Annotated in this window: 22 protein-coding genes and 1 pseudogene; 11 read left to right on the top strand and 12 right to left on the bottom strand. The window is 66.9% G+C overall.

Going from position 1 to position 25,915, the window contains the following annotated elements; all coding sequences use genetic code 11:
• Positions 1 to 24: 24 nt before the first annotated feature.
• Positions 25 to 777 carry a Crp/Fnr family transcriptional regulator gene (locus tag U5A57_RS34035; RefSeq protein ID WP_321916088.1) on the top strand — a complete coding sequence of 251 codons (753 nt, stop codon included), beginning with the start codon at positions 25 to 27 and terminating at the stop codon, positions 775 to 777.
• 119 nt (positions 778 to 896) lie between these two features.
• Positions 897 to 1,283: a DUF4148 domain-containing protein gene (locus U5A57_RS34030; protein WP_415774690.1), complete on the top strand. Its 387-nt coding sequence runs from the start codon at positions 897 to 899 to the stop codon at positions 1,281 to 1,283.
• An 8-nt stretch (positions 1,284 to 1,291) separates the two neighbouring features.
• On the opposite strand, the gene U5A57_RS34025 is transcribed toward U5A57_RS34030, so the two are convergent.
• Both U5A57_RS34025 and U5A57_RS34020 read right to left on the bottom strand, forming a co-directional pair.
• Entirely contained in the window at positions 1,292 to 3,076 is a 1,785-nt protein-coding gene (locus tag U5A57_RS34025; protein WP_321916056.1) for a penicillin-binding protein 2, read from the bottom strand.
• 228 nt (positions 3,077 to 3,304) lie between these two features.
• Complete coding sequence (locus tag U5A57_RS34020; RefSeq protein ID WP_321916086.1) at positions 3,305 to 4,852, bottom strand: methyl-accepting chemotaxis protein; 1,548 nt, start codon at positions 4,850 to 4,852, stop codon at positions 3,305 to 3,307.
• Between the two features lie 436 nt (positions 4,853 to 5,288).
• On the opposite strand from U5A57_RS34020, the gene aepX reads away from it, so the two are divergent.
• Genes aepX through U5A57_RS34005 form a run of 3 tightly spaced genes read left to right on the top strand, consistent with a single transcriptional unit; the run spans position 5,289 to position 9,254 of the window.
• Complete coding sequence (gene aepX, locus U5A57_RS34015; protein ID WP_321916055.1) at positions 5,289 to 6,980, top strand: phosphoenolpyruvate mutase; 1,692 nt, start codon at positions 5,289 to 5,291, stop codon at positions 6,978 to 6,980.
• Positions 6,977 to 8,176 (top strand): phosphonopyruvate decarboxylase, encoded by a 1,200-nt coding sequence (gene aepY, locus U5A57_RS34010; protein ID WP_321916054.1) that lies wholly within the window; start codon positions 6,977 to 6,979, stop codon positions 8,174 to 8,176. Before aepX ends, aepY begins: the two co-directional genes overlap by 4 nt.
• Before the next feature lie 10 nt (positions 8,177 to 8,186).
• Positions 8,187 to 9,254 (top strand): 2-aminoethylphosphonate aminotransferase, encoded by a 1,068-nt coding sequence (locus U5A57_RS34005; RefSeq protein ID WP_321916053.1) that lies wholly within the window; start codon positions 8,187 to 8,189, stop codon positions 9,252 to 9,254.
• A gap of 105 nt (positions 9,255 to 9,359) precedes the next feature.
• Here U5A57_RS34005 and U5A57_RS34000 read toward each other — a convergent pair whose 3' ends face one another.
• The 7 genes from U5A57_RS34000 to U5A57_RS33970 all read right to left on the bottom strand — a co-directional run bounded on the left by U5A57_RS34000 (position 9,360) and on the right by U5A57_RS33970 (position 19,039).
• Positions 9,360 to 10,589 carry a PepSY-associated TM helix domain-containing protein gene (locus tag U5A57_RS34000; RefSeq protein WP_321916052.1) on the bottom strand — a complete coding sequence of 410 codons (1,230 nt, stop codon included), beginning with the start codon at positions 10,587 to 10,589 and terminating at the stop codon, positions 9,360 to 9,362.
• A gap of 548 nt (positions 10,590 to 11,137) precedes the next feature.
• On the bottom strand, positions 11,138 to 11,725 hold the full coding sequence (locus tag U5A57_RS33995) for a nucleotidyltransferase family protein (protein ID WP_321916051.1): 588 nt from the start codon (positions 11,723 to 11,725) through the stop codon (positions 11,138 to 11,140).
• A 155-nt stretch (positions 11,726 to 11,880) separates the two neighbouring features.
• Positions 11,881 to 14,112 carry a xanthine dehydrogenase family protein molybdopterin-binding subunit gene (locus U5A57_RS33990; RefSeq protein ID WP_321916050.1) on the bottom strand — a complete coding sequence of 744 codons (2,232 nt, stop codon included), beginning with the start codon at positions 14,110 to 14,112 and terminating at the stop codon, positions 11,881 to 11,883.
• Positions 14,109 to 15,125, bottom strand: coding sequence for a xanthine dehydrogenase family protein subunit M (locus U5A57_RS33985; RefSeq protein ID WP_321916049.1), 1,017 nt, complete (start codon positions 15,123 to 15,125; stop codon positions 14,109 to 14,111). The genes U5A57_RS33990 and U5A57_RS33985 overlap by 4 nt, the downstream gene beginning before the upstream one ends.
• A 17-nt stretch (positions 15,126 to 15,142) precedes the next feature.
• Positions 15,143 to 15,859 (bottom strand): (2Fe-2S)-binding protein, encoded by a 717-nt coding sequence (locus U5A57_RS33980; RefSeq protein ID WP_321916048.1) that lies wholly within the window; start codon positions 15,857 to 15,859, stop codon positions 15,143 to 15,145.
• Between the two features lie 363 nt (positions 15,860 to 16,222).
• Entirely contained in the window at positions 16,223 to 17,875 is a 1,653-nt protein-coding gene (locus U5A57_RS33975; RefSeq protein ID WP_321916047.1) for an FAD-dependent oxidoreductase, read from the bottom strand.
• Positions 17,876 to 18,070: 195 nt separating this feature from the next.
• Entirely contained in the window at positions 18,071 to 19,039 is a 969-nt protein-coding gene (locus tag U5A57_RS33970; RefSeq protein WP_321916046.1) for a LysR family transcriptional regulator, read from the bottom strand.
• A 71-nt stretch (positions 19,040 to 19,110) separates the two neighbouring features.
• Here U5A57_RS33970 and U5A57_RS33965 point away from each other — a divergent pair, with 71 nt between their 5' ends.
• Complete coding sequence (locus U5A57_RS33965) at positions 19,111 to 20,181, top strand: zinc-binding dehydrogenase (RefSeq protein ID WP_321916045.1); 1,071 nt, start codon at positions 19,111 to 19,113, stop codon at positions 20,179 to 20,181.
• Between the two features lie 81 nt (positions 20,182 to 20,262).
• Here the strand turns inward: U5A57_RS33965 and U5A57_RS33960 are convergent, their stop codons facing one another.
• On the bottom strand, positions 20,263 to 21,555 hold the full coding sequence (locus tag U5A57_RS33960; protein ID WP_321916044.1) for an aspartate carbamoyltransferase: 1,293 nt from the start codon (positions 21,553 to 21,555) through the stop codon (positions 20,263 to 20,265).
• 301 nt (positions 21,556 to 21,856) lie between these two features.
• On the opposite strand from U5A57_RS33960, the gene U5A57_RS33955 reads away from it, so the two are divergent.
• The 5 genes from U5A57_RS33955 (at position 21,857) to dapA (ending at position 24,838) form a co-directional block, all read left to right on the top strand.
• A complete protein-coding gene (locus U5A57_RS33955; protein WP_321916043.1) occupies positions 21,857 to 22,807 on the top strand; it encodes a M23 family metallopeptidase in 951 nt (316 codons plus the stop codon).
• Positions 22,800 to 23,156: a hypothetical protein gene (locus U5A57_RS33950; protein ID WP_321916042.1), complete on the top strand. Its 357-nt coding sequence runs from the start codon at positions 22,800 to 22,802 to the stop codon at positions 23,154 to 23,156. Before U5A57_RS33955 ends, U5A57_RS33950 begins: the two co-directional genes overlap by 8 nt.
• A gap of 55 nt (positions 23,157 to 23,211) precedes the next feature.
• On the top strand, positions 23,212 to 23,661 hold the full coding sequence (locus U5A57_RS33945; protein ID WP_321916041.1) for a polymer-forming cytoskeletal protein: 450 nt from the start codon (positions 23,212 to 23,214) through the stop codon (positions 23,659 to 23,661).
• The gene (locus tag U5A57_RS33940; RefSeq protein WP_321916040.1) at positions 23,658 to 23,846 is read left to right on the top strand and encodes a hypothetical protein; all 189 of its coding nucleotides are present in this window, start codon (positions 23,658 to 23,660) and stop codon (positions 23,844 to 23,846) included. Before U5A57_RS33945 ends, U5A57_RS33940 begins: the two co-directional genes overlap by 4 nt.
• A gap of 137 nt (positions 23,847 to 23,983) precedes the next feature.
• Positions 23,984 to 24,838, top strand: a complete 855-nt coding sequence (gene dapA, locus U5A57_RS33935) for a 4-hydroxy-tetrahydrodipicolinate synthase (protein WP_321916039.1) — start codon at positions 23,984 to 23,986, stop codon at positions 24,836 to 24,838.
• A gap of 193 nt (positions 24,839 to 25,031) precedes the next feature.
• On the opposite strand, the pseudogene U5A57_RS33930 reads toward dapA, so the two are convergent.
• Together U5A57_RS33930 and U5A57_RS33925 are read right to left on the bottom strand one after the other, a co-directional pair.
• Positions 25,032 to 25,262: pseudogene (locus U5A57_RS33930) on the bottom strand (DUF2866 domain-containing protein); the annotation flags it as partial.
• Between the two features lie 290 nt (positions 25,263 to 25,552).
• On the bottom strand, positions 25,553 to 25,750 hold the full coding sequence (locus U5A57_RS33925; RefSeq protein WP_158760939.1) for a DUF3562 domain-containing protein: 198 nt from the start codon (positions 25,748 to 25,750) through the stop codon (positions 25,553 to 25,555).
• Positions 25,751 to 25,915: the final 165 nt, after the last annotated feature.

Below are 25,915 nucleotides of genomic sequence, written 5' to 3'. Positions count from 1 at the left end.
GAAAGCGCGATGTCGCAATCCATTATGCCCCCGGACGGGACACCGCCCGCCCGCGATTCGTGGCGCGAAGGCGAGCGCATCGACGCAGCGAACATGGCGCGCCTCGCCGCCTTGTTCGAGCGCTGCGTGTGGTTTCGCGCGCTTGCGCCCGAGCATCGCGAGTGGGTGCTGGCGTCCTCGCATGCCCAGGGTTATGCCGCGGGCGCGATCGTCGCCGCGCGCGAAGCCCCCTCGGACTGGTGGCTCGGCGTGAGTTCGGGCCTCGTGAAGCTGGCGATTTTCAATGCTTCAGGGCGCGGCTGCACGTTTTCGGGTGTGCCGCATGGCGGCTGGTTCGGCGAGGGGAGTGTGATCAAGCGCGAGCCGCGCAAGTACGATGTGATTGCGCTGCAACCTTCGCTCGTCATGGCCGTCGCCACCGAGACGTTCCACCGCCTCATGGACTGCAGCCTGCCGTTCAACCGCTTCGTGATCCATCAGCTCAACAATCGCATGGGCGAGTTCATTGCGCTGATCCAGAACAGCCGTCTGCTGGACGTCGACGCGCGCGTTGCGCAGTCGCTCGCGCAGATGTTCAATCCCGATCTCTACCCCGAGACGGGTCGCGCGCTCGACATCTCGCAGGAGGAGATCGGCATGCTGGCGGGCGCGTCGAGGCAACGGATCAACCAGGCCCTGCAGACGCTCGAGCGCCGGGGGCTCGTCGCGCTCTCCTATAACCGCGTGGACGTGCTCGATCTCGACGGGCTGCGCGCGTTTGGCCGCGACCAGATTTGAGGACCGCAGAAGTCCTTATCAATCTTGCGAGGAATAGAAGACTCTCTCCTGCGTAAGCCGGTTTTTATGCGTGGCCGCGCTACGTAGACTTTGCTCATCGAGTTCATACGGAGAGCAAGGTGAAGAACGCAATGCTACGCGTGGCGCTGGTTTCGATGATGGCGATCGTTCCGGCGGTGTCGTTTGCCCAGGCCAACAGTACGCAAAACACCGCGCAAAACGGCCCGGTGACGCGCGCCCAGGTGCTGCAGGAACTGGTCGATCTGGAGTCGGTGGGCTACAACCCGGCTTCGGCGAATGACGTCAACTATCCGGAAGATGTGCAAAGCGCCATGCACAGGCTTGCCGAAAAACGCGCCAACGAAGCGCGCCTCGCGCAGGCGCGCCAGCAGCAAGAACAGGTCGCGCGGTCGGGTTACGGTGCGCCGCCTGCGCAGAACGGCGAAGCCGGTGCGGCCGCCGCGGTGTCAGGCAGCGAGCCGCCGCCCGCTTATCGCCACCATTGATTGCGACGCTAACCGCGCCCAGAGCCAGGCTTCGCGCCGTTCGCGCCCTTGGCGCTCTCGGGTGCGGCCGCGACATCGGGCGGCACGCCGAGCAGTTGCAGCGTGCCTGCCGTCACACCGGAGAACACCGGTCCCGCGACCGTGCCGCCATAGAACGCCTTGCCCGCGGGATCGTCGATCATTACCGCCACGATCACGCGCGGCGCGCTCATCGGCGCCATGCCCACGAAGAGCGCGCGATAGCGGTTCTTCGCGTAGCCCGCGCCGATCTGCTTGCGCGCGGTGCCCGTCTTGCCGCCCACGCGATAGCCATCCACGTTCGCCGCGCGCCCCGTGCCGCCGTCGCTCGTCGCCATTTCCAGCATCTTGCGCATGGCGGCGGCCGTGGCCGGGGTCGTGACCGCGCGCGTGGCCAACGCCGTTGAACCGCCCGCGCCGGCTGGCGCATCGCGCAGCAGCGTGACCGGATGCAGCGTGCCGTCGCCGGCGTAGGCCGTGTAGATCTGCGCCATCTGCAGCAGCGAAGTGGAAAGGCCGTAGCCATACGCCATCGTCGCCTGTTCGATGGGGCGCCAGCGCGCCCACGGCCGCACGCGGCCAGGCGCCACGCCCGGGAACGTGACACCGGGCTTCTGCCCGAGTCCGTACTCCTGATACTTGTCCCAGATGGTTTGCGCGGGAAGATTCAGCGCGAGCTTGGCGAGTGCGATGTTGCTCGACTTCTGGATCGCTTCGGCCACGGTCATGCGGCCATGATTGGACGTGTCGTGGACCGTCGCAGGGCCGATGCGGTAAGTGCCCGGCGAGGTGTCGATGATCGTGTTCGCGTTGACCTTGCGCAGGTCCATGGCCAGCGAAACGACCACGGGCTTGATGGTCGAGCCGGGCTCGAACGTGTCGACCACGGCGCGGTTGCGCAGCTGCTTGCCCGTGAGACGCGCGCGATCGTTCGGGTCGAACGACGGCCAGTTCGCGAGCGCGAGGATCTCGCCGTTCTGTGCGTCGAGCACGACGACGCTGCCCGCTTCCGCATGGTTTTTCGCCACGGCTGCCTTGAGCTGCGTGTACGCGAGCTGCTGCACGCGGCGGTCGATGGTGAGTTGCACGGTGTCGCCGTTGCGCGGCTGCACGCGCTCGCGCGGCTCGGAGACGACGCGCCCGAGCCGGTCGCGGATCACCTCGCGCTGCCCCGGCGTGCCGCGCAGGCGCGCGTTCGCCGCAAGTTCGATGCCTTCCTGGCCGGCGTCTTCGATATCGGTGAAGCCCACCACGTGCGCGGCCGATTCGCCTTCGGGGTAATAGCGCTTCGAGTCGGCGATCAGGGTGATGCCGCCGGTGCCCATCTCGTCGATGTGCTCGGCGGTGCTGGCGTCCACCTGGCGCTTGAGCAGCACGAAGGAGCGGTCGCCGGCCACACGCCGCTCCAGCTCCGCGAGCGGCATGTCGAGCAGGCGCGCGAGCGGCGCGTGCGCGGCGGCGTCGAGCAGCCGCGGGTTCACCCAGACTTCGAAGGTCGCGAGGCTCACGGCCAGCAGCGCGCCGTTGCGATCGACGATGCGCCCGCGCATGGCGTCGAGCTCCAGCGTGCGCTGGTAGCGCTTTTGACCCTGCTTCACGTAAAAGCCGTGATTGGCGATTTGAATCCAGAACGCGCGCCCGGCCAGCGCCGCGAACGCCGCGAACGTGATGAACACAATGAACTTCGAGCGCCACGCGGGCAGGCGCGGCGCAAGCATCGGGTGACGGGTCGCGGCCGCGTGCGGGTCGCGCGGCGGTTTCCTGGAGCGGATCATCGGCAAGGCGGGGTGGCTTGACAGAATTATATTGTAAACATTGTGTAATTTAATTGAAATGATAGGTGCGCACGGCCACGAGACGATTGGGCGCGCGTTGCGCGCCGTCATGCGGCGCGAACGTTGGGAGAGAGCGGGAGGGGCGTAAAGCGAACCGGGCCGCGAAAGCGGCCCGGTGGGAAGGGAGAGGTACAGGCGGCGAAGTGGCGCCGCGGCGGGCAGAACGAGTTAAGCGTGCATCGGCAAGCGGAAGCTCGCGATCGACTCGCGCAGCACGCTCACCTGATCCTTGAGCGAATGGGCGGCGGCGGCGGCCTCTTCCACGAGCGCCGCGTTCTGCTGCGTCACCTGATCCATCTCGCCCACGGCGCGGTTGACCTGCTCGATGCCGGCGCTCTGCTCGCGCGACGCGTTGCTGATCTCTTCGAGGATCTCGTGCACGCGTCGCACCGACTGCACGATCTCGGTCATCGTCGAGCCCGCGTTGGTCACGAGCTGCTGGCCTTCGGTCACGGTGCCGGTCGACTTTTCGATCAGCGCCTTGATCTCCTTGGCGGCGGTGGCGGAGCGCTGCGCGAGGCTGCGCACTTCGGCGGCCACCACCGCGAAGCCGCGGCCTTGTTCGCCGGCGCGCGCCGCTTCCACGGCCGCGTTCAGCGCGAGGATGTTGGTCTGGAACGCAATGCCGTCGATCACGCCGATGATGTCGCCAATCTGCTGCGAGCTCGTCGTGATGTCACCCATGGTGCGCACCACGTCGTCGACCACGGCGCTGCCGCGCGTGGCGACGTCGGCGGCCTGGCTCGCGAGCGACGCCGCATGCTGGGCGCTATCCGCGTTCTGGCGCACGTTCGCCGTCATCTGATCCATGCTCGATGCGGTCTGCACGAGCGCCGCCGCCTGCTCCTCGGTGCGCTGCGAGAGATCCGTGTTGCCCGCCGCAATCTCGTTCGCGCCCACGTTGATGTTTTCCGCGCCGCTGCGCACGCGCGAGACGGTTTGCACGAGCGCCGTCTGCATCGTTGCGAGCGCACGCATCAGGCTCGCCTCGTTCGTGCCCTGCACCTGCAGGCGCAGCGTGAGGTCGCCCTGGGCGATACGGTTGGCTGCGTCCACTGCGCCTTCCAGCTCGCCGCCGATGCTGCTGCGCACGCTCTTCACCACGAGCACCATCACCGCGGTGGCGGCGGCACCCAGCAGGAAGGTCACGCCAAGCCAGCGCAGCAGGCTGTCGAAGAACTCGGCGCGTACGTCGTCCATGTACATGCCCGTCACGATCACCCAGTCCCACGGCGCGAAGCGTCGGCCGTAGCTCGTCTTGGGCACCGGCTCGCTATGGCCGGGCTTGGCCCACAGGTAGTCGAGGAAGCCGCCGTTCGGGCCGCTCGCCGCGCTCACGAGTTCGGTGAAGACGTGGGTGCCGGCCGGGTCGGTGAAGTCGGTGAGCTTCTTGCCGTTCAGCTCCGGCTTGATCGGGTGCATCAGCATGACCGCATTCGAGTCGTTGATGCTCAGATAGCCGTCCGAGCCGTAGCGGATCGAACCGATCACGGCGAGCGCCTGCTTTTGCGCGTCGGCTTCGGGCATGACGTTGCGTTGCGAGAGGCCGTAGTAGTAGTTCGTCACGCTCATCGCTTCTTCAACGAGCGTCGTGAGTTGCGCGCGCCGCTCGCGGACCATCGCCTCGCGGCTTTGCCAGGCGCCAAAGGCGACGATCAGCAGCAGGCCGATCCAGAGGATCGCGATCATCGAGCGGAGCTTCTTGTTGAGTGTCATCTTCTGCATGGTCGGTCGGGTATTCCAGAGAGGCTGCACGGCGGGCACAACGCAGGGGGAGAAACGAGGCCGTCTGTGTGTGTTTACGGCCCCCGCAAACGTGCGCGAGACCCAGGGGGAACCCTGCTTAGGCAGCGTTTCTTCATACAAATCAACGATCTTTGATCTGGCGCATAAGGGCGCATGTGACGCCGCGCTGAAACCCACGCGAAAACGCCGATAAAAGCCACAAATTTCACTGTATCTCCATGATTTGCCACTCTTTGCGGTGATCGACTGCGGATAGGAATCATTTCCGATATAGTCGCGACTTTGCACCCGGCCGGCCCGACTTCGAGGCCCCGACGAGGCCGGGATGAAGGACCTTTCCCAACGATGCGACGCGCACGGCGCAGCCCCCGCTGCCGCCCTCATGACGTCCACTGGAGTAACAAGAATGAACGCACGCGAACCCGCCCTGGTCCCCGCCGCTGTCGCCACGTCGCGCAGCGCGCGGCTGCGCCAGATGCTGACCAGCAACGAACTCGAATTCCTGATGGAAGCGCACAACGGCCTTTCCGCACGCATCGCGCGCGAAGCGGGCTTCAAGGCGATCTGGGGCTCGGGCCTCTCGATCTCTGCGCAGTTCGGCGTGCGCGACAACAACGAGGCGAGCTGGACCCAGGTGGTCGACAACCTCGAGTTCATGGCCGATGCGAGCGACTTGCCGATCCTGCTCGACGGCGACACCGGCTATGGCAACTTCAACAACGTGCGCCGTCTCGTGCGCAAGCTGGAGCAGCGCGGCATCGCCGGTGTCTGCATTGAAGACAAGGTGTTCCCGAAGACCAACAGTTTCATCGGCGGCGAAGCGCAACCGCTCGCCGACATCGACGAATTCTGCGGCAAGATCAAGGCCGGCAAGGACTCGCAAACCGACGAGCACTTCTCGATCGTCGCGCGTGTGGAGGCGCTGATCGCGGGCTGGGGCATGGACGAAGCGCTCAAGCGCGCCGAGGCGTATCGGCAGGCTGGCGCGGACGCGATCCTCATCCACAGCAAGCTTTCGAAAGCTGACGAGATTCTCACGTTCGCGCGCGAGTGGGCGGGCCGCGGGCCGCTCGTGATCGTGCCGACCAAGTACTACAGCACGCCGACCGACGTGTTCCGCAAGGCGGGCATCAGCACGGTGATCTGGGCGAACCATCAGATTCGCGCGGCTGTTTCGGCCATGCAGGCCGTCACGAAGACGATTTACGAAACGCAAACGCTCGTCGATGTCGAAGACCGTATTGCTACGGTCAACGAAATTTTCCGCCTGCAGGACGCCGACGAATACTCGGAAGCCGAAGACCGTTACCTTTCCGCTTCGTCGCGCGGCGCGGGCTCGGCGATCGTGCTGGCCGCGAGCCGCGGTTCGGGCCTCGACGCCTACACGGAAGACAAGCCCAAGGTCATGCTGCCCGTGGCGGGCAAGCCGCTGCTGCGCTGGCTCGTCGATGCGTTCAAGAAGCAGTCGGTCAACGACATCACCGTGGTGGGCGGCTACAAGGCCGAGGCCATCGACACCGCGGGCATCAAGCTCGTGCGCAACGAGCGTTTCGCACAGACGAACGAACTCGCTTCGCTCGCGTGCGCGGTTGGCGCGCTCGACAACGACACGGTCATTTCGTACGGCGACCTCGTGTTCCGCAGCTACATCCTGCGCGATCTCGTGGAAAGCGAAGCGGACTTCAGCGTGGTGGTGGATTCGTCGCCTGACTCGGAGAACAGCAGCACGCGCGACTTCGCGTGGTGCTCGGCCGCCGACGAGCGCGACCTGTTCGGCAACAAGGTGTTCCTCGAGCGGGTGGCGAGCGAACCGGCCGCGAACGGCTCGGCGGCGCATGGCCGCTGGATCGGTCTCGTGAACGTGCGTGGCGCGGGCCGCGCGAAGCTCGCGAAGAAGCTCGCGCAACTGCAAACGCGCGCCGACTTCGACACGCTCGACATGCCCGCGCTGCTCAACGCGCTGATCGCAGACGGCGAGAAAGTCGAAGTGCAATACGTGCACGGCCATTGGCGCGGTGTGAACGACCTCGAAGACTTCCGCCGCGCGGGCGATTTCGCCCACGCGCAAACGCCGCTGGGCGCGGAGGGCCAGGCATGATCGAAGCCGCACAGTTCGTCGAAGCGGCGCGCTCGCGCGGCTTCGAGTGGTACGCAGGCGTGCCGTGCTCGTACCTCACGCCGTTCATCAACTACGTGCTGCAAGACGACTCGCTGCACTACGTGAGCGCGGCCAACGAAGGCGACGCGGTCGCGGTCATCGCGGGCGTGGCGCTCGCGGGCAAGCGCGGCATCACGATGATGCAGAACTCGGGCCTCGGCAACGCCGTGAGCCCGCTCACTTCGCTCACGTGGACATTCCGCCTGCCGCAACTGCTGATCGTGACGTGGCGCGGCCAGCCGGGCGTCAGCGACGAACCGCAGCACGCGTTGATGGGCCCTGTCACGCCGCAGATGCTGGAAACGATGGAAATTCCGTGGGAGACGTTCCCCACGGAAGCGGATCAGATCGCGGCGGCGCTCGACCGCGCCATCAGGCACATGGACGAAACGGGCCGCCCGTATGCGCTCGTCATGCAGAAGGGGAGCGTCGCGCCCTACGAACTCAAGGGCGGCGGCGCCATGCCGGAAAAGCATGCGCTGCCCGTCGCGCAGACAAAGTGGACCGGAAAGACGCCTGATCAACTGGCCACGCGTCAGCAGGCGCTTGAGCGCGTGATCGCCGCGACGCCTGCCGAGTCGACGGTAGTCGTCGCCTCGACGGGTTTCTGCGGCCGCGAACTCTACGCGCTCGACGACCGCTCGAACCAGCTTTACATGGTGGGCTCGATGGGCTGCGTCACGCCGTTCGCGCTCGGCTTCTCGCTTGCGCGGCCCGACCTGAACGTGGTCGCGCTAGACGGCGACGGCGCGGCGCTCATGCGCATGGGCGTGTTCGCCACGCTCGGCGCCTATGGCCCCGCGAACCTCACGCACGTGCTGCTCGACAACGGCGCGCACGACTCGACGGGTGGCCAGGCCACCGTGTCGGGGCAGGTGTCGTTCGCGAACGTGGCTGCCGCGTGCGGTTACGCGGACGCCGTGGAAGGCGACGACCTCACCACGCTCGACAGCGTGCTCGCCGCCGCGCGCGAACGCGCGAAGGGCGCTTCGGGTGTCGCAGGCACACGCTTCGTATGCCTGACGATTCGCCGCGGCACGCCCGACGGCCTGCCGCGCCCCACGATCACGCCGCCCGATGTGAAGACGCGCCTCATGCGCCACATCGGCGCGCTCGCTTACGAGTCTGCCAAATAAGGAATTCACGATGCTGCTGCTCAACCCCGGCCCGGTCACGCTGACCGAACGCGTGCGCCAGAGCCTTCTCCAGGAAGACCTGTGCCATCGCGAAAGCGAGTTCTTCGACGTGCAGGAAGAGGCGCGCACGCGTCTCGTGGGCGTCTACGATCTCGACCCCGCGCAGTGGCAGGCCGTGCTCATGACGGGTTCTGGCACGGCTGCGGTCGAAAGCATGATCTCGACACTCGTGCCTGCGACCGGCAAGCTGCTGATCGTCGAAAACGGCGTGTATGGCGAGCGCATTACGGCCATCGCGAAGCAGTACGGCATTGCGCATGAGGTCGTCAAGCACGACTGGATGCAGGCGCCGGACCTCGCGCGCATCACGGCCGCGCTCGACGCCGACAAGGCGATCACGCACGTTGCGATCATCCATCACGAAACGACTACGGGCCGCCTGAACGATCTGCGCGCGCTGGGCGAAGCGTGCCGCGCGCGCGGCGTGCAAATGCTTGTGGACGGCGTGAGCAGCTTCGGTTCCGAAGCGATCGATTTCGGCGACGCGAGCATCGCGGCGGTGGCCGCGACGGCGAACAAGTGCCTGCACGGCGTGCCGGGCGCGGCCTTCGTGGTGGTGCGCCGCGCGGCGCTCGCACAGGCGCATAGCCGCACGTACTATCTCGACCTCAAGCGTCTTGCCACGCTGCAGGATCAGCGCAACACGCCGTTCACGCCTTCCGTGCACGCGTATTACGCGCTCGTCGAGGCGCTGCGCGAACTCGCCGATGAGGGCGGCTGGCAGGCGCGTCACGCGCGCTATGCGGCGCTTTCGGAGCAGGTGCGTGCGGGGCTCGCCGCACGCGGCATGGAGAGCGTGCTGCCGAAAGATGAATCGTCGGTCGTGCTGCGCGCGTTCCGCCTGCCCGCAGGCGTCGATTATCCGTTGCTGCATGACGCGCTCAAGGCGCGCGGCTTCGTGATCTATGCGGGGCAAGGCGGCTTGTCGGCGGAACTGTTCCGCATTTCGACGATGGGCGACATTCACGCCGCCGATGTCGAGCGCTTGCTCGCGGCGTTCGATGAAGTGACGCGCTGAACGTAAGCATGGCGAGCGAGCGGTTTCGCGCCCGTCCAAAAAAAGGCCTTGCAGCGAGTGATCGTTGCAAGGCCTTTTGTTTTGTCACGCGCGTTTGTTTGCGGATCAGTTCGTGGCGCGCTCGCGCGTGCCGATCGTGCTGGCCGTCCTGGCTTGCTTCGCGGGCTTGCGCCGCGCACGCGCTTTCTTGAGCCAGATGAGTACGCCGGTCACGCTAAGCATCGCCACGACGAGACCGGTGAAGCTGATGGCGATACGGCCCGGCAGCCCGGCGATGCGACCCGAGTGCAACGGAAACTGTGCCTGAAGGAAGATGTCGCCAGCGCTGCCTTTGCCGGGAATCTGCCTGCCGAGCACGTCGCCCGTGCGCGCGTTCATCATGAGCCAGGCGTTGCCGAGGCCCGCGTCGCCGTGATCCATGCCGGGTGCGTAGTAGCCCACGCCATACACGCCGGACGTGGGCAGCCCGAAGAGTCCGCCCGGCGGCGCCGTGATGCCTTCGCGGCGCCCCACGTCGGCGGCTTCGCTCACGATACGTTCGCGCGCGGTCGTGGCCTCTGCGGGCGTGAGCGCGGGGCCAGGCGCCACGATGCGGAACGGGTCCGGCGCGAGTGTCGAGAAAACCGACACCACCGGGCGCACGACCTGCGCGCCGAGATTCATCGAAATGGACGTGACAGCCACGACGATCAGGAGTCCCCACAGCCACACGCCGCCCGAGCGGTGCAGGTCGAAGGTGAGCGCATAACCGCCGCGCTTCACGCGAAACGCGAGCGACTTGCGCCAGCTTTTCAGGCTCGGGAAAGCGAGCACGATCGCGATGAAGCCGTCGAGCAGCCACACGATCCCCACCACGCCCATCGTCCAGACGCCGAAGTCGATGCCCATCTTCGTCGGCATGAACAGCGTGTAGTGGAGCTGGTAGAGGAACGGAATCAGGTTCTGGCGCGCAAGCGATGCCTTGCCCCACATGCGGCGCCCTTGCTCTTCACCCGTTACGGGGTCGAGTGCGACCTGATTGAAGTCGAGCGCGTAGGGCGCCTCGCTTGCAGGATCGACGCGCGGCGCCACCAGCGCGATCCAGGTATGGCCGGGCTCGACGGCAAGCGGCATGAAGGTTACGACCGCGTGCGGTTCTTCGGCCTCGAGGCGCTTGGCGAGTTCAAGCGCAGACAGCGGCGTGCCAGGCGTCGCGCTACGGAAGAACGACGGGTTGAGCAGCGCGTCGAGTTCGTGGTCCCACGCGATCACCGCGCCGGTGAGTCCGGCGAGGAACAGGAAGGCGGCGGTGCCAAGACCGAACCAGCGGTGCAGGCGGACCAGCAGCGGTCTCATGCGAAACCTCGGCTCGCCCGCCAGCGTGCGCGGGCGAACGCGATGACGATTGGGCTCACGGCAATCTTGAAAAATACTGCAAATAGGAATCGTTTGCATTCTACGGATCGACCGTCGAAGGCGCAAGCTTTGCGAAAGGCAGGGATATGGGGACGGAAGAAAGGCGGGGCGCGCAGGAAGCGCCGCGGCGCTTGCGAGCCGTCGTCGCGAGCGCCGTTACGGCCGTGAGGTGAGACGCCAGGCGCTGGCGGCCGGGCGTGCCATCAGCCGGTCAGACGGGGTCCTTGTCCGGCGGTCCCTCGGGCTGCTGGGGTTCGTCGTTGTGATGGCCCGGCGCCGGCGGGCTGAGCGGGTCGCGTTCGGGGTCCCGTGTCGGATCGGCGAGCGGATCGGGAAGCGGGTTCGTGTGCGAGCAGATCATCGCGAGGTCCTCTTGCGCTAAAGCGGACGGCTGGAAGGTGCGCGTCAGCTTATAGCCTAGGCGATCGTTTGCATGCCAGGCACTCGCAATTGAACAATCGAACCATCTCAGCGCGGGGGGCGCCGAATCAAAGCCCGTTGAGGTCGGCTGGCGTGTCGACGTCGCGCAGAATGCCGGGGTCGTCGACTTCGACTCGCGTGAGCGGGTGCGCATTCAGCAGGGCGCGTGCGCCCGCGTCGCCATCGAGCGCGACGAGCGCTGCGCGATGCGGGTAGCCGAAGCCCACGGGATGTCCGCGCTGACCGCGATAGAACGGTGCGACGAGCGACGCGCCGTCGTCCAGCGCACGCGCCACAGCTTCGATCGATGCGACGGCAATGCAGGGCATGTCGGCCAGCGCGACGATCCAGCTTTCCGCGTCATGATCGGTTTCCACGCCGGCAGCGAGGCTCGCGCCCATGCCGCGCGCGGCGTCGGGCGCGAACACGACGTCGCAGCCCGCGTCGTTGAGCACGTGCGCGAGCGTTTCCGCCCCGGGACGCACCACGGCGATCACTTTGGGCACGACACGCAGCAGCCGTTGCGCGGACTCGCGCGCGACGCATGTGCCTTCCGGCAGAGGGGCGAGGAGTTTGTTGCGCAGACCGTTGGGATCGAAGCGCGAGCCGGTGCCGGCGGCGAGCAACACGCCGGTGGCGAACGAAGCATAGGCCATGGGTGTGAACGCCCGCGAAGAGGGGGAGCAGTGATTGTGCGGCGCAAGCGCGCGCGAGGCAAGCCCCGCCCGCGCTATTTGCCTTGCGCCGCAAGGATTAGCCGCTCATGCACTATGCGGGTGCAGGATCGTCCTTGCAGGCCGCACAGTGCCGGTCATACGAGCGAATTCATCTGCGGAACGACCTTGTCGAGCGTGATCGGCAAATCGCGCACGCGCACGCCGGTGGCGTGATACACGGCGTTTGCAATGGCCGCAGGCACGCCGGTTATGCCGATCTCGCCGATGCCGCGCACGCCGAGCGGATTGAAGCGCAGATCCGGCTCGCCCACGAACAGCACGTCCAGCTCGCGGATATCCGCGTTCACGGGCACGTGATACTCCGCGAGATTGTTGTTCGCAATGCGGCCCATGCGCGTGTCGAAAAGCCCCTCTTCGTGCAGGGCCGTGCCCACGCCCCACACCATGCCGCCCATCAACTGGCTGCGCGCGGTCTTTTCGTTGAGCACGCGCCCTACGTCGTACGCGCCGACGATGTGCGCCACGCGTATCGTTCCCGTATCGGCATCGACATGCACTTCGGCGAACACCGCGCCGAATGAGTGAAACGCGTACTGCTGCTTTTCCGCGCCGGGCCTGGTCGCGACCTGCGCCTCCAAAGGCTGTCCGCCCGCGCGTGCGATGACGGCGGCGGCCGGATCGCGGCGCGAGCTGTCGCTGCGGCTCACGACCCAGCCGTCCTGCACGCTCACGTCGTCGTTGGCGAGACCGTAGACGGGCGAGCCGCGGTCCGCGCGCGCGAGCGCGACGAGCTTGTCGCGCACGGCGGTGCACGCGGCCTGCACGGCGGGCGAGACGCTTGCCGCCGACTGCGAGCCGCCCGAAACCGGCGCTTGCGGCAAGGTCGAATCGCCCAGCGCAAAGTGGATGCGACTGGGCGGGAAGCCGAGCGCGTCGGCGGCCACCTGGGTCATGACCGTGTAAGTGCCGGTGCCGATGTCCTGAGTGCCCGACGCGACCATCGCAGTGCCGTCGGGCAAGATACGCGCCACGGCGGCGGCTTCGCTGCGATTCGCGGGGTAGGTCGCGCTGGCCATGCCAAGGCCGATGAGCGTATTGCCGTTGCGCATGGCGCGCGGCGTGGCGATGCGCCGCGACCAGTTGAAGCGTTGCGCGCCCGTTTCATAGCATTGGCGCAGCGCTTTCGACGACCACGGCTTGCCGTCCTGCGGCTCGCTTTCGGCGTAGTTCTTCAGGCGCAACGCAACCGGGTCCATCTTCAGCTGCCATGCCAGTTCGTCCATGGCGGATTCGAGCGCGAATGAGCCCGTGGTTTCACCGGGCGCGCGCATGAAGGTCGGCGTGCCGACATTCAGGGGTACGACACGATGGCTCGTGCTGCAATTGGGCACCGCGTACATCATGCGTGTGATGAGGCCGGACATCTCGAGCCAGTCTTCGAACGAGGACGTGTGGGCGAACGTGTCGTGGCGGAGGGCCGTAAGCGTGCCATCCGCGCGCGCGGCGAGCGAGAGATGCTGCTCCGTGTGCGGGCGCGAGCCGACCGAGCCGAACATTTGCGGGCGCGCGAGCGCGAGGCGCACGGGGCGCCCGGTCTGCTTCGCGGCCATTGCGCACAGGCTAACGTGCGACCACGACGAGCCCTTGGAGCCGAAGCCGCCGCCGAGGAACGGCGAGATCACACGCACGTTGTCCGGCGCGATGCCAAACACGGCCGCCACTGCGTTGCGCGCGCCGCTCACGCCCTGGGTGGCGTCGTAGAGCGTGAGGTCGGGGCCGTCCCAATGGGCCAACGTCGCGTGCGGCTCCATCGGGTTGTGGAACTGCGTGGGCGTCGTGTAGACCGCGTCGAGCCGCACCGCACCTTCGTTCATGCCGGCCTCGACGTTGCCGCGCGTCGATTCGACCGGGCGGCCCATCGGGCTTGGCGGCGCGTGCGCGTCGCCCTTCGCGCGGTTGAAGTCGAGCGTGGCCTGCGTTGGCGAGTAGGCGATGTCGAGGTGGCGCGCGGCATCCGTCGCGTGTTCGAGCGTGTCGGCCACGACGACCGCGACAGGCTCGTTGCTGTAGCGCACGACGTTGTCCTGCAGCAGCGTGAGGTGGCGTCCGGCGGGCGGCTTGAGCGGCGAGCGCCCGCCGTTGGGCAGGCGCATCGCGTTCTGGTACGTCATGACGAGCAGCACGCCGGGCATGGACTGCGCACGGCTCGCGTCGATCGACGCGATCGTGCCGCTCGCCATCGTGCTGGTGACGAGCACGGCATGGGCAAGCCGCGTTTGCGGGAAATCGCTCGCGTAGAGGGCGCCGCCCGTGACCTTGAGCATGCCGTCGATGCGGTCCATCGGTTGTCCGGTCAGCGTGCTCATGCAATCTCTCCGGTGTTTTGACCTTGCGTGCCGGCTGCGGCGAGCAGCGTCGAACGAATGATTGCGCGCTGCGCGAGCCCGACCTTGAAGGCATTGCCGCTCAGCGGTCTCGCCTGGGCGAGTTCCGCCGCTGCGGCTTCGCGTAGCGTCGTCGCGCTGAGTGTTTTTCCCGCGAGATGCTGCTCCGCCACGCTCGCGCGCCAGGGCCGATGCGCGACGCCGCCCAGCGCGATGCGCGCCGCGCGTATGCGGTGGCCGTCGAGTTGCAGCGCGCTCGCGACGGAGACGAGCGCGAAAGCATAGCTCGCGCGGTCGCGGACCTTGAGATAGTGCGAGTGCTCACTGAACAAGGGCGGGGGCAAGTCGACCGAAGTGATCAGTTCACCTGACTGAAGCGTTGTGTCGAGATCGGGCCGGTCGCCAGGCAAGCGATGAAATGAGGCGAACGGAATCGAACGTTGACCACGCGGCCCGCTCACCTGCACGGTGGCGTCGAGCGCCGCGAGCGCGACGCTCATATCGGATGGATTGACGGCCACGCATTGCGCGCTCGCGCCGAGGATCGCATGCATGCGGTTGAAGCCGCCAACCGCCGCGCAGCCGCTGCCGGGCGCGCGCTTGTTGCATTGGGAGAAAGCGGTGTCGTAAAAGTACGCGCAGCGCGTGCGTTGCATGAGATTGCCGCCCACGGTCGCCATGTTGCGCAGTTGCGGCGAAGCGCCTGCGAGCAGCGCCTGCGAGAGCAGCGGGTATTGCGTGCGCACGAGCGTGTGATTGGCCGCGTCGCTGTTGCGCACGAGCGCGCCAATGCGCAGGCCGCCGTTGGGCAGCGTTTCGACTTGATCGAGCGTCTCGATGCGCGTGATGTCGATGAGCGTCACCGGATGCGCGACGCCGCCTTTCATGAGATCGAGCAGATTCGTGCCGCCGCCGATGAACACCGCGCCGGGTCGCTGCGCGGCGGCGATCGCGCCGTTCACGTCGGCGGCGCGCTGGTACGAGATGGCATCCATGTTCGTGCCTCCGTGACTCAGGCGCTGGCCGTGTGCGCGTCGCGCACGGCGGCCACGATGTTGACATAGGCGCCGCAGCGGCAGATGTTGCCGCTCATGCGCTCGCGTATTTCGGCGTCGCTCAGTTGCGCGGGGCGTGTGCGCACGTCGGGCGTGGCGGCGCTCGCCGTACCTGCTGTGAATTCGCTCAGGCATGCCGTTGCCGAGCACAACTGGCCCGGCGTGCAGAAGCCGCACTGGAAGGCATCGTGTTCGACAAAGGCACGCTGCACAGGACTCAGCGCGGCCGCGCCCGCGAGCCCTTCGACTGTGGTGATGCGCTGACCTTCGTGCATCACCGCGAGCGTGAGGCAACTGTTGATGCGCCGTCCTTCCACGAGCACCGTACATGCGCCGCACTGGCCGCGGTCGCAACCTTTCTTGGTGCCGGTGAGACCCGCATAGTCGCGCAGCGCATCGAGCAGCGTAACGCGCGGTTCGATATGCAGCGCATATTCGCGGCCGTTGATATCGAGCCTGACCGGTTGCGCGGGTGCAGGCGGCGGAGCTTGCGTTGGGGCGGTGGCCGGTGGCGCGTTCTGCGCATGCAGATGAGGCGTTGCGCTCAGTGCGGCAGCGGCAGCGGCCGATTGCAGGAAGCGGCGGCGCGTGACGTCGGCGGGCGCGCGCGAGGGGGAAGCCTGGGAGGCGTCGTCGCTATCGCACGGCGCATCGAGGGGACGTTCGTTGGACATGGCGTTCTGCGGACTCCAGAATGAAGACGGAACGTGAACCGGGGACTTCAAACGCGGGACTTCAGGCGCCGGCCGCGCGGGGTTGCGCAGGGTTTCTTCGCGCAGCGGGGTGCGTCTTTCGTGCAGCAATTCCAATGCCGCGGCCGCTCAGCCGGGCATGGCAGAACTGCAAATTGCACTTCTCGAACCCGAAAGTAAAGCGCTTGCGTGTGAATTTTTCGCTGCACATTGCTTGATGGCGCAACGCTGTCCCATGACTGACGCCAGCCCGGCGCGAAGCTGGCGCAGTGGACAGAAATGCCGTGCTGCAAGAGGAAAAAAGCGTATTGAAAGATCGCGAGCGGCGATCTGTTCTGCGAGATACTACGCGCGGTCTTCCTGGAGGTAGCGATGCACGAAGGCGATCGCCATGCTGCCTTCACCAACGGCGGAGGCCACGCGCTTGACCGGGCTCAGCCGCACGTCGCCGCAGGCAAAGATGCCGGGCACGCTCGATTCGAGCAGGTAAGGATCGCGGCGGTGCGACCAGCGCCCGGCTTTCACGGCATCGTCGCCGGTCAGCACGTAGCCGCGTTTATCGCAGGCAATCTCGGGCGGCAGCCAGCCCGTTTCCGCGTCGGCGCCAATGAACACGAACAGGCCGCCGCATTCGCGCCGGCTCACGCTTGCGCTGGCCGTGTCGAGCACGTCGATGGCGTCGAGATGCGTCTCCCCGTGCACGCCGACCACTTCGGAATTCAGCTCGACGCGCACATTCTCCTTGCCGGCCAACTGCTCGACGAGATAGCGCGACATCTTGTTCTCGAGCGATTCGCCACGCACGACGAGCGTGACGGCGCGCGCATGATTGGCGAAGTACAGCGCGGCCTGTCCCGACGAATTGCCACCGCCGATCAGATACACGTCGAGTCCGTGCGTTCCGCTCGCTTCGCTGCGCGCCGCGCCGTAATAAATGCCCTTGCCGATGAAGCGGTCGAAGCCCTCGATCGCCAGGCGCCGCCACGTGACGCCCGTCGCGAGAATGAGTGTGTGCGCGCGCACCATGTCGCCGCCGTCCAGATGGACTTCGCGCGCGGCGGTATCCACACGCGCGACGGCGCGCGTGACGAGGATCTCCGCGCCGAGCCGCCTGGCTTGCTGCAATGCGCGGCTCGCCAGTTCGTCGCCGGAAATGCCGCCAGGAAAGCCCAGATAATTCTCGATGCGCGACGAGGTGCCGGCCTGGCCGCCCGGCGCTTCACGCTCCACCACAATGGTACGGAGTCCTTCCGACGCACCATAGACAGCGGCGGCAAGCCCGGCCGGGCCGCCGCCGATGATCAGCGTGTCGTACTCCGTGAGGCGTGGCTGGGTTTGCAGCCCGAGGCGTTCCGCGAGGTCGCGCGTCGCGGGGCGGCTTAGCAGCGTGCCGTCGGCGAGACGTAACGTCGGGCAGTCCTGCTCTTCGGGGCACGGCCCGCTCCAGCGCGCTTTGAGTTCGGGCGCATCGGGCGTCATCCACTCGCAGCTGATCTGGTTGCGCGCGAGGAACTGGCGCAGATTCGCGCAGGCCGGGTCCCAGCGCGCGCCCACGAGCGTCACGCGCGTTTTCGGCGGCTCAGCGGAAAGGCCCTGCAAGCCGCCTATGCGTTCGCGCGCGAGCGCGCCCATGCGCGTGGCGACGTCGGACGAGGCGGCGGCCAGCGAGTAGTAGTGCTGCGCATCCACGCGCATGACGCGCGAGGGCAGGGCCGCGCGATACGCGCCCGGAAAGGGCGAGCTGAGCGCGAGCGGCACCTCGCCGAAGATCGTGCCGGGCAAGCGCCACCCAAGCGTGCGCTCGACGCCGTCGAACAGCTTCACGACCTCCATCTTGCCGGACAGCACGGCATACAGCGCGCGCTCGCCGCCTTCATGCACGGCGTATTCGCCGGGATTCAGATGCAGATCCGCGGAGGTTTGGGCGAGGCGTTCGAGTTCGGCTTCGGGGAGCGTGGAGAAAAGCGGGACCGCGCGGATTTCGTCTGGAGTCAGCATGGCTTCGCAAGTAGCGGGCAAGCAGGAAACGACGATGGGACAGCGGCGTGAGGACCGTGCCTGGGTGTGGCGGCGCGGCCGTTTTTTTGACGTCTCATGCAGTATAGCTGGCGCGCATGCGGTCGCTTTCCTGGGGTTTCCTGGGTATTCCTGGGTTCGCCTGGTTGTTATCGACTGACGAATTGCGCACGCGTTTCAATCGAGAGGATCGCTAACCATGCCGCCGGTAGTCAACGCGGCCACGGTTTCGCGCAGCCACACGAGCGCGGGGTCGGCGTGATTGCGCGGATGCCATGCCGCATGCATCGAAAAGCCGCGTGCCTCGAACGGCAGCTCGAACAGGTCCACGCGGTCCCGGTAGCGCGCGATGAGCCGGTAAGGCAGCGTCGCCACGTAATCCGTGCGTGCAAGCACCTCCGGCACGAGCGTGAAGTGCTGCACCGAGTGCGCCACGCGGCGGCGGCGGCCAAGCGCTTCGAGATGCTCGTCCATGAAGCCGAAGAAGCTCGCGCCGCTCGTGGAAACGAGCACGTGCTCGAGTGCGCAATAGCTGTCCAGGTCGAAGGCGGTGCCGCCGCGCGGGTGCCCTTTGCGCTGCGCCACGACGAAACGTTCGTCGTAGAGCTTTCTGGCCTTCAGCGTGGGCGGCACCTGCTGCGCGGAACCGAGCAGCAAGTCGATTTCGCCGCGCTCGAAACGCTCCGCGAGCGAACCGGATTCAATGGCGATGAACGCCAGCTGCAGCCCGGGCCCAGCCACGCGCGGCCATTCGATCATCAGCGGCAGGCCGAGCACGGCCACGCACTGGTCGCTTGCGGCGACCACGAAGCGCCGCGTGCCCGTGAGCGGATCGAAGGCCGGCTCGCGGCGCACCACGGTTTCGAGCGTCTTGAGCGCCGCATGCAGCGGCTCCATTAGTTCGAGCGCGCGCGCCGTGGGCGTCATGCCGCGGCCAGTGGCGGCGGGAATGAGCAGTGGGTCGTCGAAGAACTGGCGCAGTCGCGCGAGTTGTGCCGAAACGGCCGGTTGCGTGAGATTCAGGCGCGCGGCGGCGCGCGTCACGTTCGACTCGGCGAGCAGGGCGTCGAGCGACACGAGCAGGTTCAGATCGATGCCGGAGAGATTAATCACGGTGATAGGTGGAATGTCGGCGATTGATTTCAAGAATACGTCTCGCTCGCCTAGAGTTCAATCCGTCAGATCAGCCGTGAACACCCTTTCCACCAGGAGAAGTCATGAAAGCATGGATGCTCGATCAACCGGGCCAGCCGCTCGCGCTGCGCGAGGTGCCGCAACCCGAAGCGCGCCGCGGCGCGCTGCTGGTGGGCGTGGAGGCCGTGCCGCTCTTGAGCTACACGCGCCAGTACGTGCAGGGCAAGCTGCCCTACGGCTACCCGCCGGGGCCGTTTTCGCCCGGGACCAACGCCATCGGCCGGGTGCTTGCGGTCGGCGAAGGCGTGTATGGCTATCGCGCAGGCCAGCGCGTGGCGCTGAGCCCCTACTGGATTGCCGACGAAGCGCTGCGCGAGCCCGCTCAGGCGCTGATCGGGCTGACGGCGATCAGCCCTGACAGCGCACCGATGCTCGGCGATTTCCCGCACGGCACGCTGCGCGAGGCGGTCGAGTTTCCGGCCTCGACGGTGTTCCCGCTCGACGGCCTCGATCACGTACCTTCGGCGCGGCTCGCGGCGCTCGGCAAGCTCGTGGTGCCGTTCGGCGGGCTGCGCCGAGGCCGGCTCGCGGCAGGTGAAACCGTGGTGGTGAACGGTGCAGCCGGCGCGTTTGGCTCGGCCGCCGTGCTCGATGCGCTCGCGCTCGGCGCGGGCCGTGTCGTTGCGCTCGGCCGGCGCGCCGCGGCGCTGGCGCCGCTCGAGAAGCTCGGCGGCGGTCGCGTGGTGACGGTGGCGCTCAGCGGCGAGATGGCGCGCGACGTGGAGGCCATCCGCGCCGCCGCGAACGGCGGGGCCGATCTCGCCTTCGACATGGTCGGCCACGCCACCGACCCGGGCGCCACGCTATCGGCGCTGCGCAGTCTGCGCCGCAATGGCCGCATGGTGCTGATGGGCAGCATGGAGGTGGACTTGCCGATCAAGTATGGGGAGATGATGCTCAACAACTGGGAGTTGATGGGTCACTTCATGTACAGCGGCGCGGACTACCGCGCGCTGATCGCGCTCGTGCAGTCGGGCCAGTTGCCGCTCGATGCGATCGAAGTGGAGCGCCACGCGTTCGATGCGCTGGAGACCGCGATCGACGCGGCGGAAAAGGCCGAAGGGCTCACGTGCGTTGCGGTGTGCACGTCGTAAAGCGCACACGCTCCCAAAGCCAATCGGCCCGCAAGCGCGACTGACGCTTGCGGGCCGATTTCGTTGCGAGTGCAACGAGTTTTAGTCGATGCCGTGGAACACGGCGTCGTCCGGGCCGAGGTAGGCGGGCGGACGCCACACTGCGTCGCGCATCGAGTGCTGCACGAGATTTTCCACGCCCAGCAGCACCGCGAAGATCGCCATGCGCACCGGAATGCCGTTGTCGGTCTGGCGGAAGATCGCGAGGCGCGGATCGTGGTTCAGATCGGTCGAAAGATCGTTGGCGCCCGGGCGGCTGTCGCGCGGCAGCGGGTGCATCACGAGCGTTTCGGGGCTGCAGCACTCGTCCATGGTTGCCTGGTTGATCTGGAATTCGGGCGTGTAGCCTTCGAACGACTCGTCGGCGAAGCGCTCCTTCTGGATGCGTGTGGCGTACACCACGTCCGCGCCGCGCAGACCTGCGCGCAGGTCGTGCGTTTGCTCGACCACGTGTCCATTGGTCGAGATCTTGTCGACGATGTACGCCGGCATTTCGAGCTGCGGCGGCGAAATGAGCGTGAACTTGATGCCGCGATACAGTGCGAGCAGCTTCACGAGCGAGTGCACCGTACGGCCGTACTTGAGGTCGCCCACGAGCGCGATATGCGCGCCGTCGACGATCTTGCCCAGACGCGAGAACTCGCGCTGGATCGTGTAGAGGTCGAGCAGCGCCTGGCTCGGGTGTTCGCCGGGACCGTCGCCGCCATTGATCACGGGAATGTTCACCGCGCGCGCGAATTCGGCCACCGAGCCTTGATCAGGATGCCGAATCACCATCGCGTCCACGTAGCCGGCCATCACGCGGCTCGTGTCGTAAATCGATTCGCCCTTGGCCATCGAGGAGAACGTGAAGCCGGTCGTGTCGCACACCGAGCCGCCCAGGCGGCAGAACGCGGCACCAAAGCTCACGCGCGTACGCGTGCTGGCTTCGAAGAACAGGTTGCCGAGCACCGCGCCTTCGAGCACGCGCGAGATTTTCCGGCGGCGCGCGATGGGCTGCATGATGTCGGCCACGCGGAACAGGGCTTCGACGGAGTCGCGCGAGAACTGGTCCACGGAAAGCAGCTGCGGCTTGCCTTCGAACTGCATCTGGCTCGCGAGCGAACGCGAATCTACGCTTTGCGTATAGTCTTCGCGCGGCTCGCCATTGCCGACGATTTCCGAAACGAAGCGCTCGACGATCTCCGGCATGGCGCGCGATTCCTGCGACTCCTCGGGCAAGAGCCAGGTGTCGAGCGCGCGACGCGATACGCCGATGCGGCTCGCGAATGCGTCGCGGGTCATGTTCAGACGCCGCATGGCGTCACGGAGGAAGGCTTGTTGCGGAACGCTCATGCTGGCACCCGTGAGTTCTGGTTGATGTACGCGGTGCGTATATTAGTTCGGCGGTGCGAGAAGTCAAGTTCTTTTGTCGGAAGAGCGCTCGAGGGGCGTTACCGCGCCCGCAAAATCGCCGGTCAAGCCGTGTGGCCCTTAATTTGGGATAGCGCTTTTTGCGACGCCACGATAATCGACGTTTTGAATTTTTCCGGGCCGGCGTCCGCCGGCCGTGGCAGCCAAAGATGTCCGCTTTACCTCCCGCATTGCGCTCCCGTTGTGTGAGCGTGCGACCCGCACGGTCCTCACGGAGCCAGCCATGAAATTGCCGTGGTCCAGCTCTGCCGGTGACCTCACCAAGGGCGACGTCCGCTTCGTCACGCACGAGACAGCGCGGCGCGCTGCGATCGCCTCGGCGTGCGCGGCGGCCGTGCTTGCGCTCGCCGGCGGCGTGGCCATCGGCCATTTCGCGCGCGCTCCGGTCGCGTCCGGTCCCGCCGGGGCGAATCAGCATCACTACGTGGTCGGTGAAATCGGGCGCATGGACGCCTCCATCGCCTTGCTCGATCCGCGCATCGAGCGGCTCGCGGCAGAACTCGCGCAATTGCGCCAGTTCGACCAGCGGCTGCGCGCGCAACCGGCTCGCGGCGCTGCAACGGCACCCGCGCCCGCGCGCTCGGGCGACGAAGGCAACGACGCCGACGGTGAGGGCGGCCCCGCGCTCGCGCCGCGCCGCTGCGTGGAGGCGTCCGCCGCGCAGGCGAACGCCAAGGCAGTCAACGGCGCAATCGACTGCATGGCCGCGACGCTCTCCGCACTCGAGCAGGCCGCCGCCGAGCACGAGGCGGCATGGGACGCGTTCCCGGGCCGCCGCCCGCTCGATGGCGGCCGCAACGGCTCGCCGTTCGGCAATCGCATCGATCCGTTCACGCAGCGTCTGAGCTTTCATCCGGGCATGGACCTCGTTGCGCCGACTGGCACGCCGATCCTCGCCGCGGCGGGCGGCCGCGTGATCTTCGCGGGTCCGAAAGCGGGCTACGGCAATGCCGTCGAGATCGACCACGGCAACGGCTTCGTCACGCGTTACGGCCATGCCTCGAAGATCGACGTGCGGGTGGGCCAGATCGTGCTGCCCGAGGAGCATATCGCCGACGTGGGCTCGACGGGCCGCTCGACGGGCCCGCATCTGCACTTCGAAGTGCTCGTGCACGGGCAGCCCGTCAATCCCGCCGACTATCTTGCACTCTTCGTTGCGCCCATCAATGGCTGATCCGCGACGTACCCCGCGCACGCATACGAATGCCGATCGCGCTTACGAATTGCAGCCGGTGCGCTCGCTGGCGTGGCGCGTGGGTGGCGCGACGCTTTGGGCCGTGCTCGCCGCGACGGCCGGTGCGGGCGTGACGGCGTGGCTGCTCAAGCCGCAAGCCGAGCCGAGTTGCCCCGTGGTCGCGCCCGACGCCTTGAGCCGCGAACTCGGCGACACGCAATTGCGGCTCGAGCAGGAGCGCGCCGCGCGCGCCGCGCTGCAAACCACGGCGCAAGGCGCGCAGGCCACCATCGCGAAGCTGCAGGCCGAACTCGTGTTCCTGCGAAACCATGGCGCCGGTTCGCGCTGAGCCTCGACGAGCGCCGCACATCTTCATCGACACTCACACCACACGGTAGCTTTCCATGTTCAGCAACAAGAAAAAGCCGCAAGCCGGCATCGAGCAAACCAAGCTGGCGACGCTGATCGCACAGGACATCGCGATCACGGGCGACCTCGAATACGCCGACGGGCTGCGCCTCGACGGCCGCGTGCACGGCAACGTGTCCAGCAAGCCCGGCGCGAAAACGTTGCTCGTGCTGAGCGAGCGCGGCGCGATCGAGGGCAACGTGCACGGCTACGATATCGTGGTGAACGGGCGCATAGAGGGCGACGTGATCGCCGATCACTTCGTCGAACTGCAACCGAACGCGCACGTGGTCGGCAACATCTACTACCAGCAGTTGCAGATGGACTGCGGCGCTTCGGTGGACGGCAAGCTCACCAAGCGCGATCCCGGCAGTAGCAGCGATAGCGGCGACATGCAGAGCCTGCTGCTCGATTCGCCCCAGTTCGAGGTCCTGCCGCGCGAGTGAGCGCGAGTGAGTACGAACCGCGCGCCCGCAAATGCGCGATCTCGGTTACACTGCGCGACATGCCACGTCACCCGCTCCGTCACGATCTGCCGAATGTCACCGCCGCCACGCGCGCGGTGTCGTCGCTCGCGCAGGCCGCATCGGTGTGGCTGAAAGCCAAATCCAAAAAACAGCCGCTCATCTGACCGGAGTCTGCTGTTCCGTCAGATGTGCGACGGAACAGCCAGTCGAAGGCGCCCGGCCTTCCGCCTCACTCCCGGCTTGCTTCCCTCCTGCGCACCGCTGAGCGGACCTTCCATACGGTCGAGTTCAAAGGAAAGTCATGTCTGAGTTTTCGGGTATCTGGATTCCGCTCATTACGCCGTTCAACGCCGGCGCGGTCGATCATGCTGCGCTCGACACGCTCGTGCGCCATTACGTCGAAGCCGGCGTGGCCGGCTTTGTCGCGCTCGGCACGACCGGCGAACCCGCCGCCCTAAGCGACGCAGAAGCCGACGACGTACTCGCCACCGTGCTGGCCTCGGCCGGCGGCCTGCCGGTCGTGGCGGGCGTGAGCGGCAATCACACGGCGGCGGTGTGCGAACGCATCGCCGCGCTCAATGAGCGGCCCATCGCGGGCGTGCTGGCGGCGGCGCCTTACTACATCCGTCCGGCGCAGGCGGGCGTGATCGGCCACTTCGCCGCGCTCGCCGATGCGAGCCGCAAGCCCCTGATCATTTACGACATCCCCGCGCGCACGGGCGTGCGCATCGAGTTGCCGAGCCTGCTCGAACTCGCGGCGCACGAGCGTATCGTCGCGGTGAAGGACTGTGGCGGCTCGCTCGACAAGACCCTCGCGCTGATTCTCGACGGCCGTTTGCAGGTGCTCTGCGGCGAGGACATCGACATGTTTGGCGCGATGTGCGCGGGCGCGAGCGGGGCGATCGCGGCGTCGGCGCATTGGCGGCCGGAGCGTTTCGTGGCGATGGCGCGCGCGTTGCAGGAAGGGCGTCTCGCCGATGCGCGCGCGATCTGGCACACGCTTGTGCCGCTCGTGCGCGCGGCGTTCGCGGAGCCGAATCCGGGGCCGGTGAAAGCGGGGCTCGCAGCGTGCGGGTTGATCCGCAATGAACTGCGCGCGCCGATGACGCGCGTGAGCGGGGAACTGGAGGAGTCGCTCGCGCGGCTCGTGATTTGACACTTCCCGTGCGGCACTTCCCGTGCGGCACTGTCCATGCGGGACGGCGGCGTGACGAGATGAGATGCGGCGTGCGCGCCGCCCGAAAGCGGCGCTTCTAGCGCGCCGCGCGTGCGTTCGTGGCGCTCGATGCACGGCGGCGGCGCGTGCGCGGCCGTTCGACTGCAGCGGGTTCGCCGTTCAGCAGAATGCGGCGGCCGGGCACGTGCTGCGCGACGAGGCGAGCGATATCGAGCGCTGTGCTCTCGGCGGGCACGACCTGGCGGCGCGCGCTGTCGTCGAGCGGCGTCGTCCATTCGACGAGCCGGTAGGCGCGGCCCCACGGATGCTGCAGCGGTGTGGAGACCCGGCATGACGCCACCGTCGAAGCCGCGCCGTCGCGCAGCAGGGACTGCAGGTGCACCAGTACATCGTCTTCAACCATGACCTCGCTCCTCCTAGGCTTGCCGCACAAAAAAACGCCGCCGATGTTCCGGCGGCTCAACAGGGGTTGAGCCTATGGTTGCAGCAAAGAATTAAACCAACCTTAAGAGATGGCGCTGAGCGACGAGTGCGGCGGGCAGGGCCAATGGGGGCAGCGGTGCGTGCCCGGTGTGGGCGCGCACCGCTCAGAAAGACGCGGGTGGAGCAGCCGGCCTCGCTCGGCCGGCGTAAAGACAATCTGAAAGACGGTGGCTAGCGCGGGCAGCCAGTGCACGCCGCTAGTATGGGCGACTAGTGCTTCGTGCCATTTTGCCGGAGCGTCGCTCGCGTCTTGCGCGCGGCGAACAGCGGCAGATAGTCCTGGATGCGTGCTTGCGCGCGATATTCATTGAGCGTGTCGGCGTAGATGCGCGCGACCGTTTCCTCCGGCGTGTTGGTTTCTTCGGCGATGGTATGAACGATCTCGGCAACATCGGCGGTCTTCGTCATGACTTGGCTCCGGTCAGCGAGGAGGGGTTGGCAGGCAGGGTTTGAATTCAAGGATATCCGCGCGCGGGATACCAATTGAATCCGCCTATCGGGCGCTAGTGTCGCGGGTGTGTCGACTGCGGGATCTGTGTGAACTTTACCGGCGGCTTGCGCGCGCCCCCGCAT

It is taken from the genome of Paraburkholderia sp. J11-2 (assembly GCF_905220185.1).
Lineage (GTDB): Bacteria > Pseudomonadota > Gammaproteobacteria > Burkholderiales > Burkholderiaceae > Paraburkholderia.
The sequence above is the reverse complement of the archived record's forward strand: the minus strand, read 5'-3'. Positions and strand labels throughout refer to the sequence as shown.

Bases quoted from the DNA above. Each gene is read 5' to 3' on its own strand.
- U5A57_RS34035 (WP_321916088.1), top strand. From the start codon at position 25: ATGCCCCCGGACGGGACACCGCCCGCCCGCGATTCGTGGCGCGAAGGC.
- U5A57_RS34025 (WP_321916056.1), bottom strand. From the start codon at position 3,076: ATGATCCGCTCCAGGAAACCGCCGCGCGACCCGCACGCGGCCGCGACC.
- U5A57_RS34020 (WP_321916086.1), bottom strand. From the start codon at position 4,852: ATGACACTCAACAAGAAGCTCCGCTCGATGATCGCGATCCTCTGGATC.
- aepX (WP_321916055.1), top strand. From the start codon at position 5,289: ATGAACGCACGCGAACCCGCCCTGGTCCCCGCCGCTGTCGCCACGTCG.
- aepY (WP_321916054.1), top strand. From the start codon at position 6,977: ATGATCGAAGCCGCACAGTTCGTCGAAGCGGCGCGCTCGCGCGGCTTC.
- U5A57_RS34005 (WP_321916053.1), top strand. From the start codon at position 8,187: ATGCTGCTGCTCAACCCCGGCCCGGTCACGCTGACCGAACGCGTGCGC.
- U5A57_RS34000 (WP_321916052.1), bottom strand. From the start codon at position 10,589: ATGAGACCGCTGCTGGTCCGCCTGCACCGCTGGTTCGGTCTTGGCACC.
- U5A57_RS33995 (WP_321916051.1), bottom strand. From the start codon at position 11,725: ATGGCCTATGCTTCGTTCGCCACCGGCGTGTTGCTCGCCGCCGGCACC.
- U5A57_RS33990 (WP_321916050.1), bottom strand. From the start codon at position 14,112: ATGAGCACGCTGACCGGACAACCGATGGACCGCATCGACGGCATGCTC.
- U5A57_RS33985 (WP_321916049.1), bottom strand. From the start codon at position 15,125: ATGGATGCCATCTCGTACCAGCGCGCCGCCGACGTGAACGGCGCGATC.
- U5A57_RS33980 (WP_321916048.1), bottom strand. From the start codon at position 15,859: ATGTCCAACGAACGTCCCCTCGATGCGCCGTGCGATAGCGACGACGCC.
- U5A57_RS33975 (WP_321916047.1), bottom strand. From the start codon at position 17,875: ATGCTGACTCCAGACGAAATCCGCGCGGTCCCGCTTTTCTCCACGCTC.
- U5A57_RS33965 (WP_321916045.1), top strand. From the start codon at position 19,111: ATGAAAGCATGGATGCTCGATCAACCGGGCCAGCCGCTCGCGCTGCGC.
- U5A57_RS33960 (WP_321916044.1), bottom strand. From the start codon at position 21,555: ATGAGCGTTCCGCAACAAGCCTTCCTCCGTGACGCCATGCGGCGTCTG.
- U5A57_RS33955 (WP_321916043.1), top strand. From the start codon at position 21,857: ATGAAATTGCCGTGGTCCAGCTCTGCCGGTGACCTCACCAAGGGCGAC.
- U5A57_RS33950 (WP_321916042.1), top strand. From the start codon at position 22,800: ATGGCTGATCCGCGACGTACCCCGCGCACGCATACGAATGCCGATCGC.
- U5A57_RS33945 (WP_321916041.1), top strand. From the start codon at position 23,212: ATGTTCAGCAACAAGAAAAAGCCGCAAGCCGGCATCGAGCAAACCAAG.
- dapA (WP_321916039.1), top strand. From the start codon at position 23,984: ATGTCTGAGTTTTCGGGTATCTGGATTCCGCTCATTACGCCGTTCAAC.
- U5A57_RS33925 (WP_158760939.1), bottom strand. From the start codon at position 25,750: ATGACGAAGACCGCCGATGTTGCCGAGATCGTTCATACCATCGCCGAA.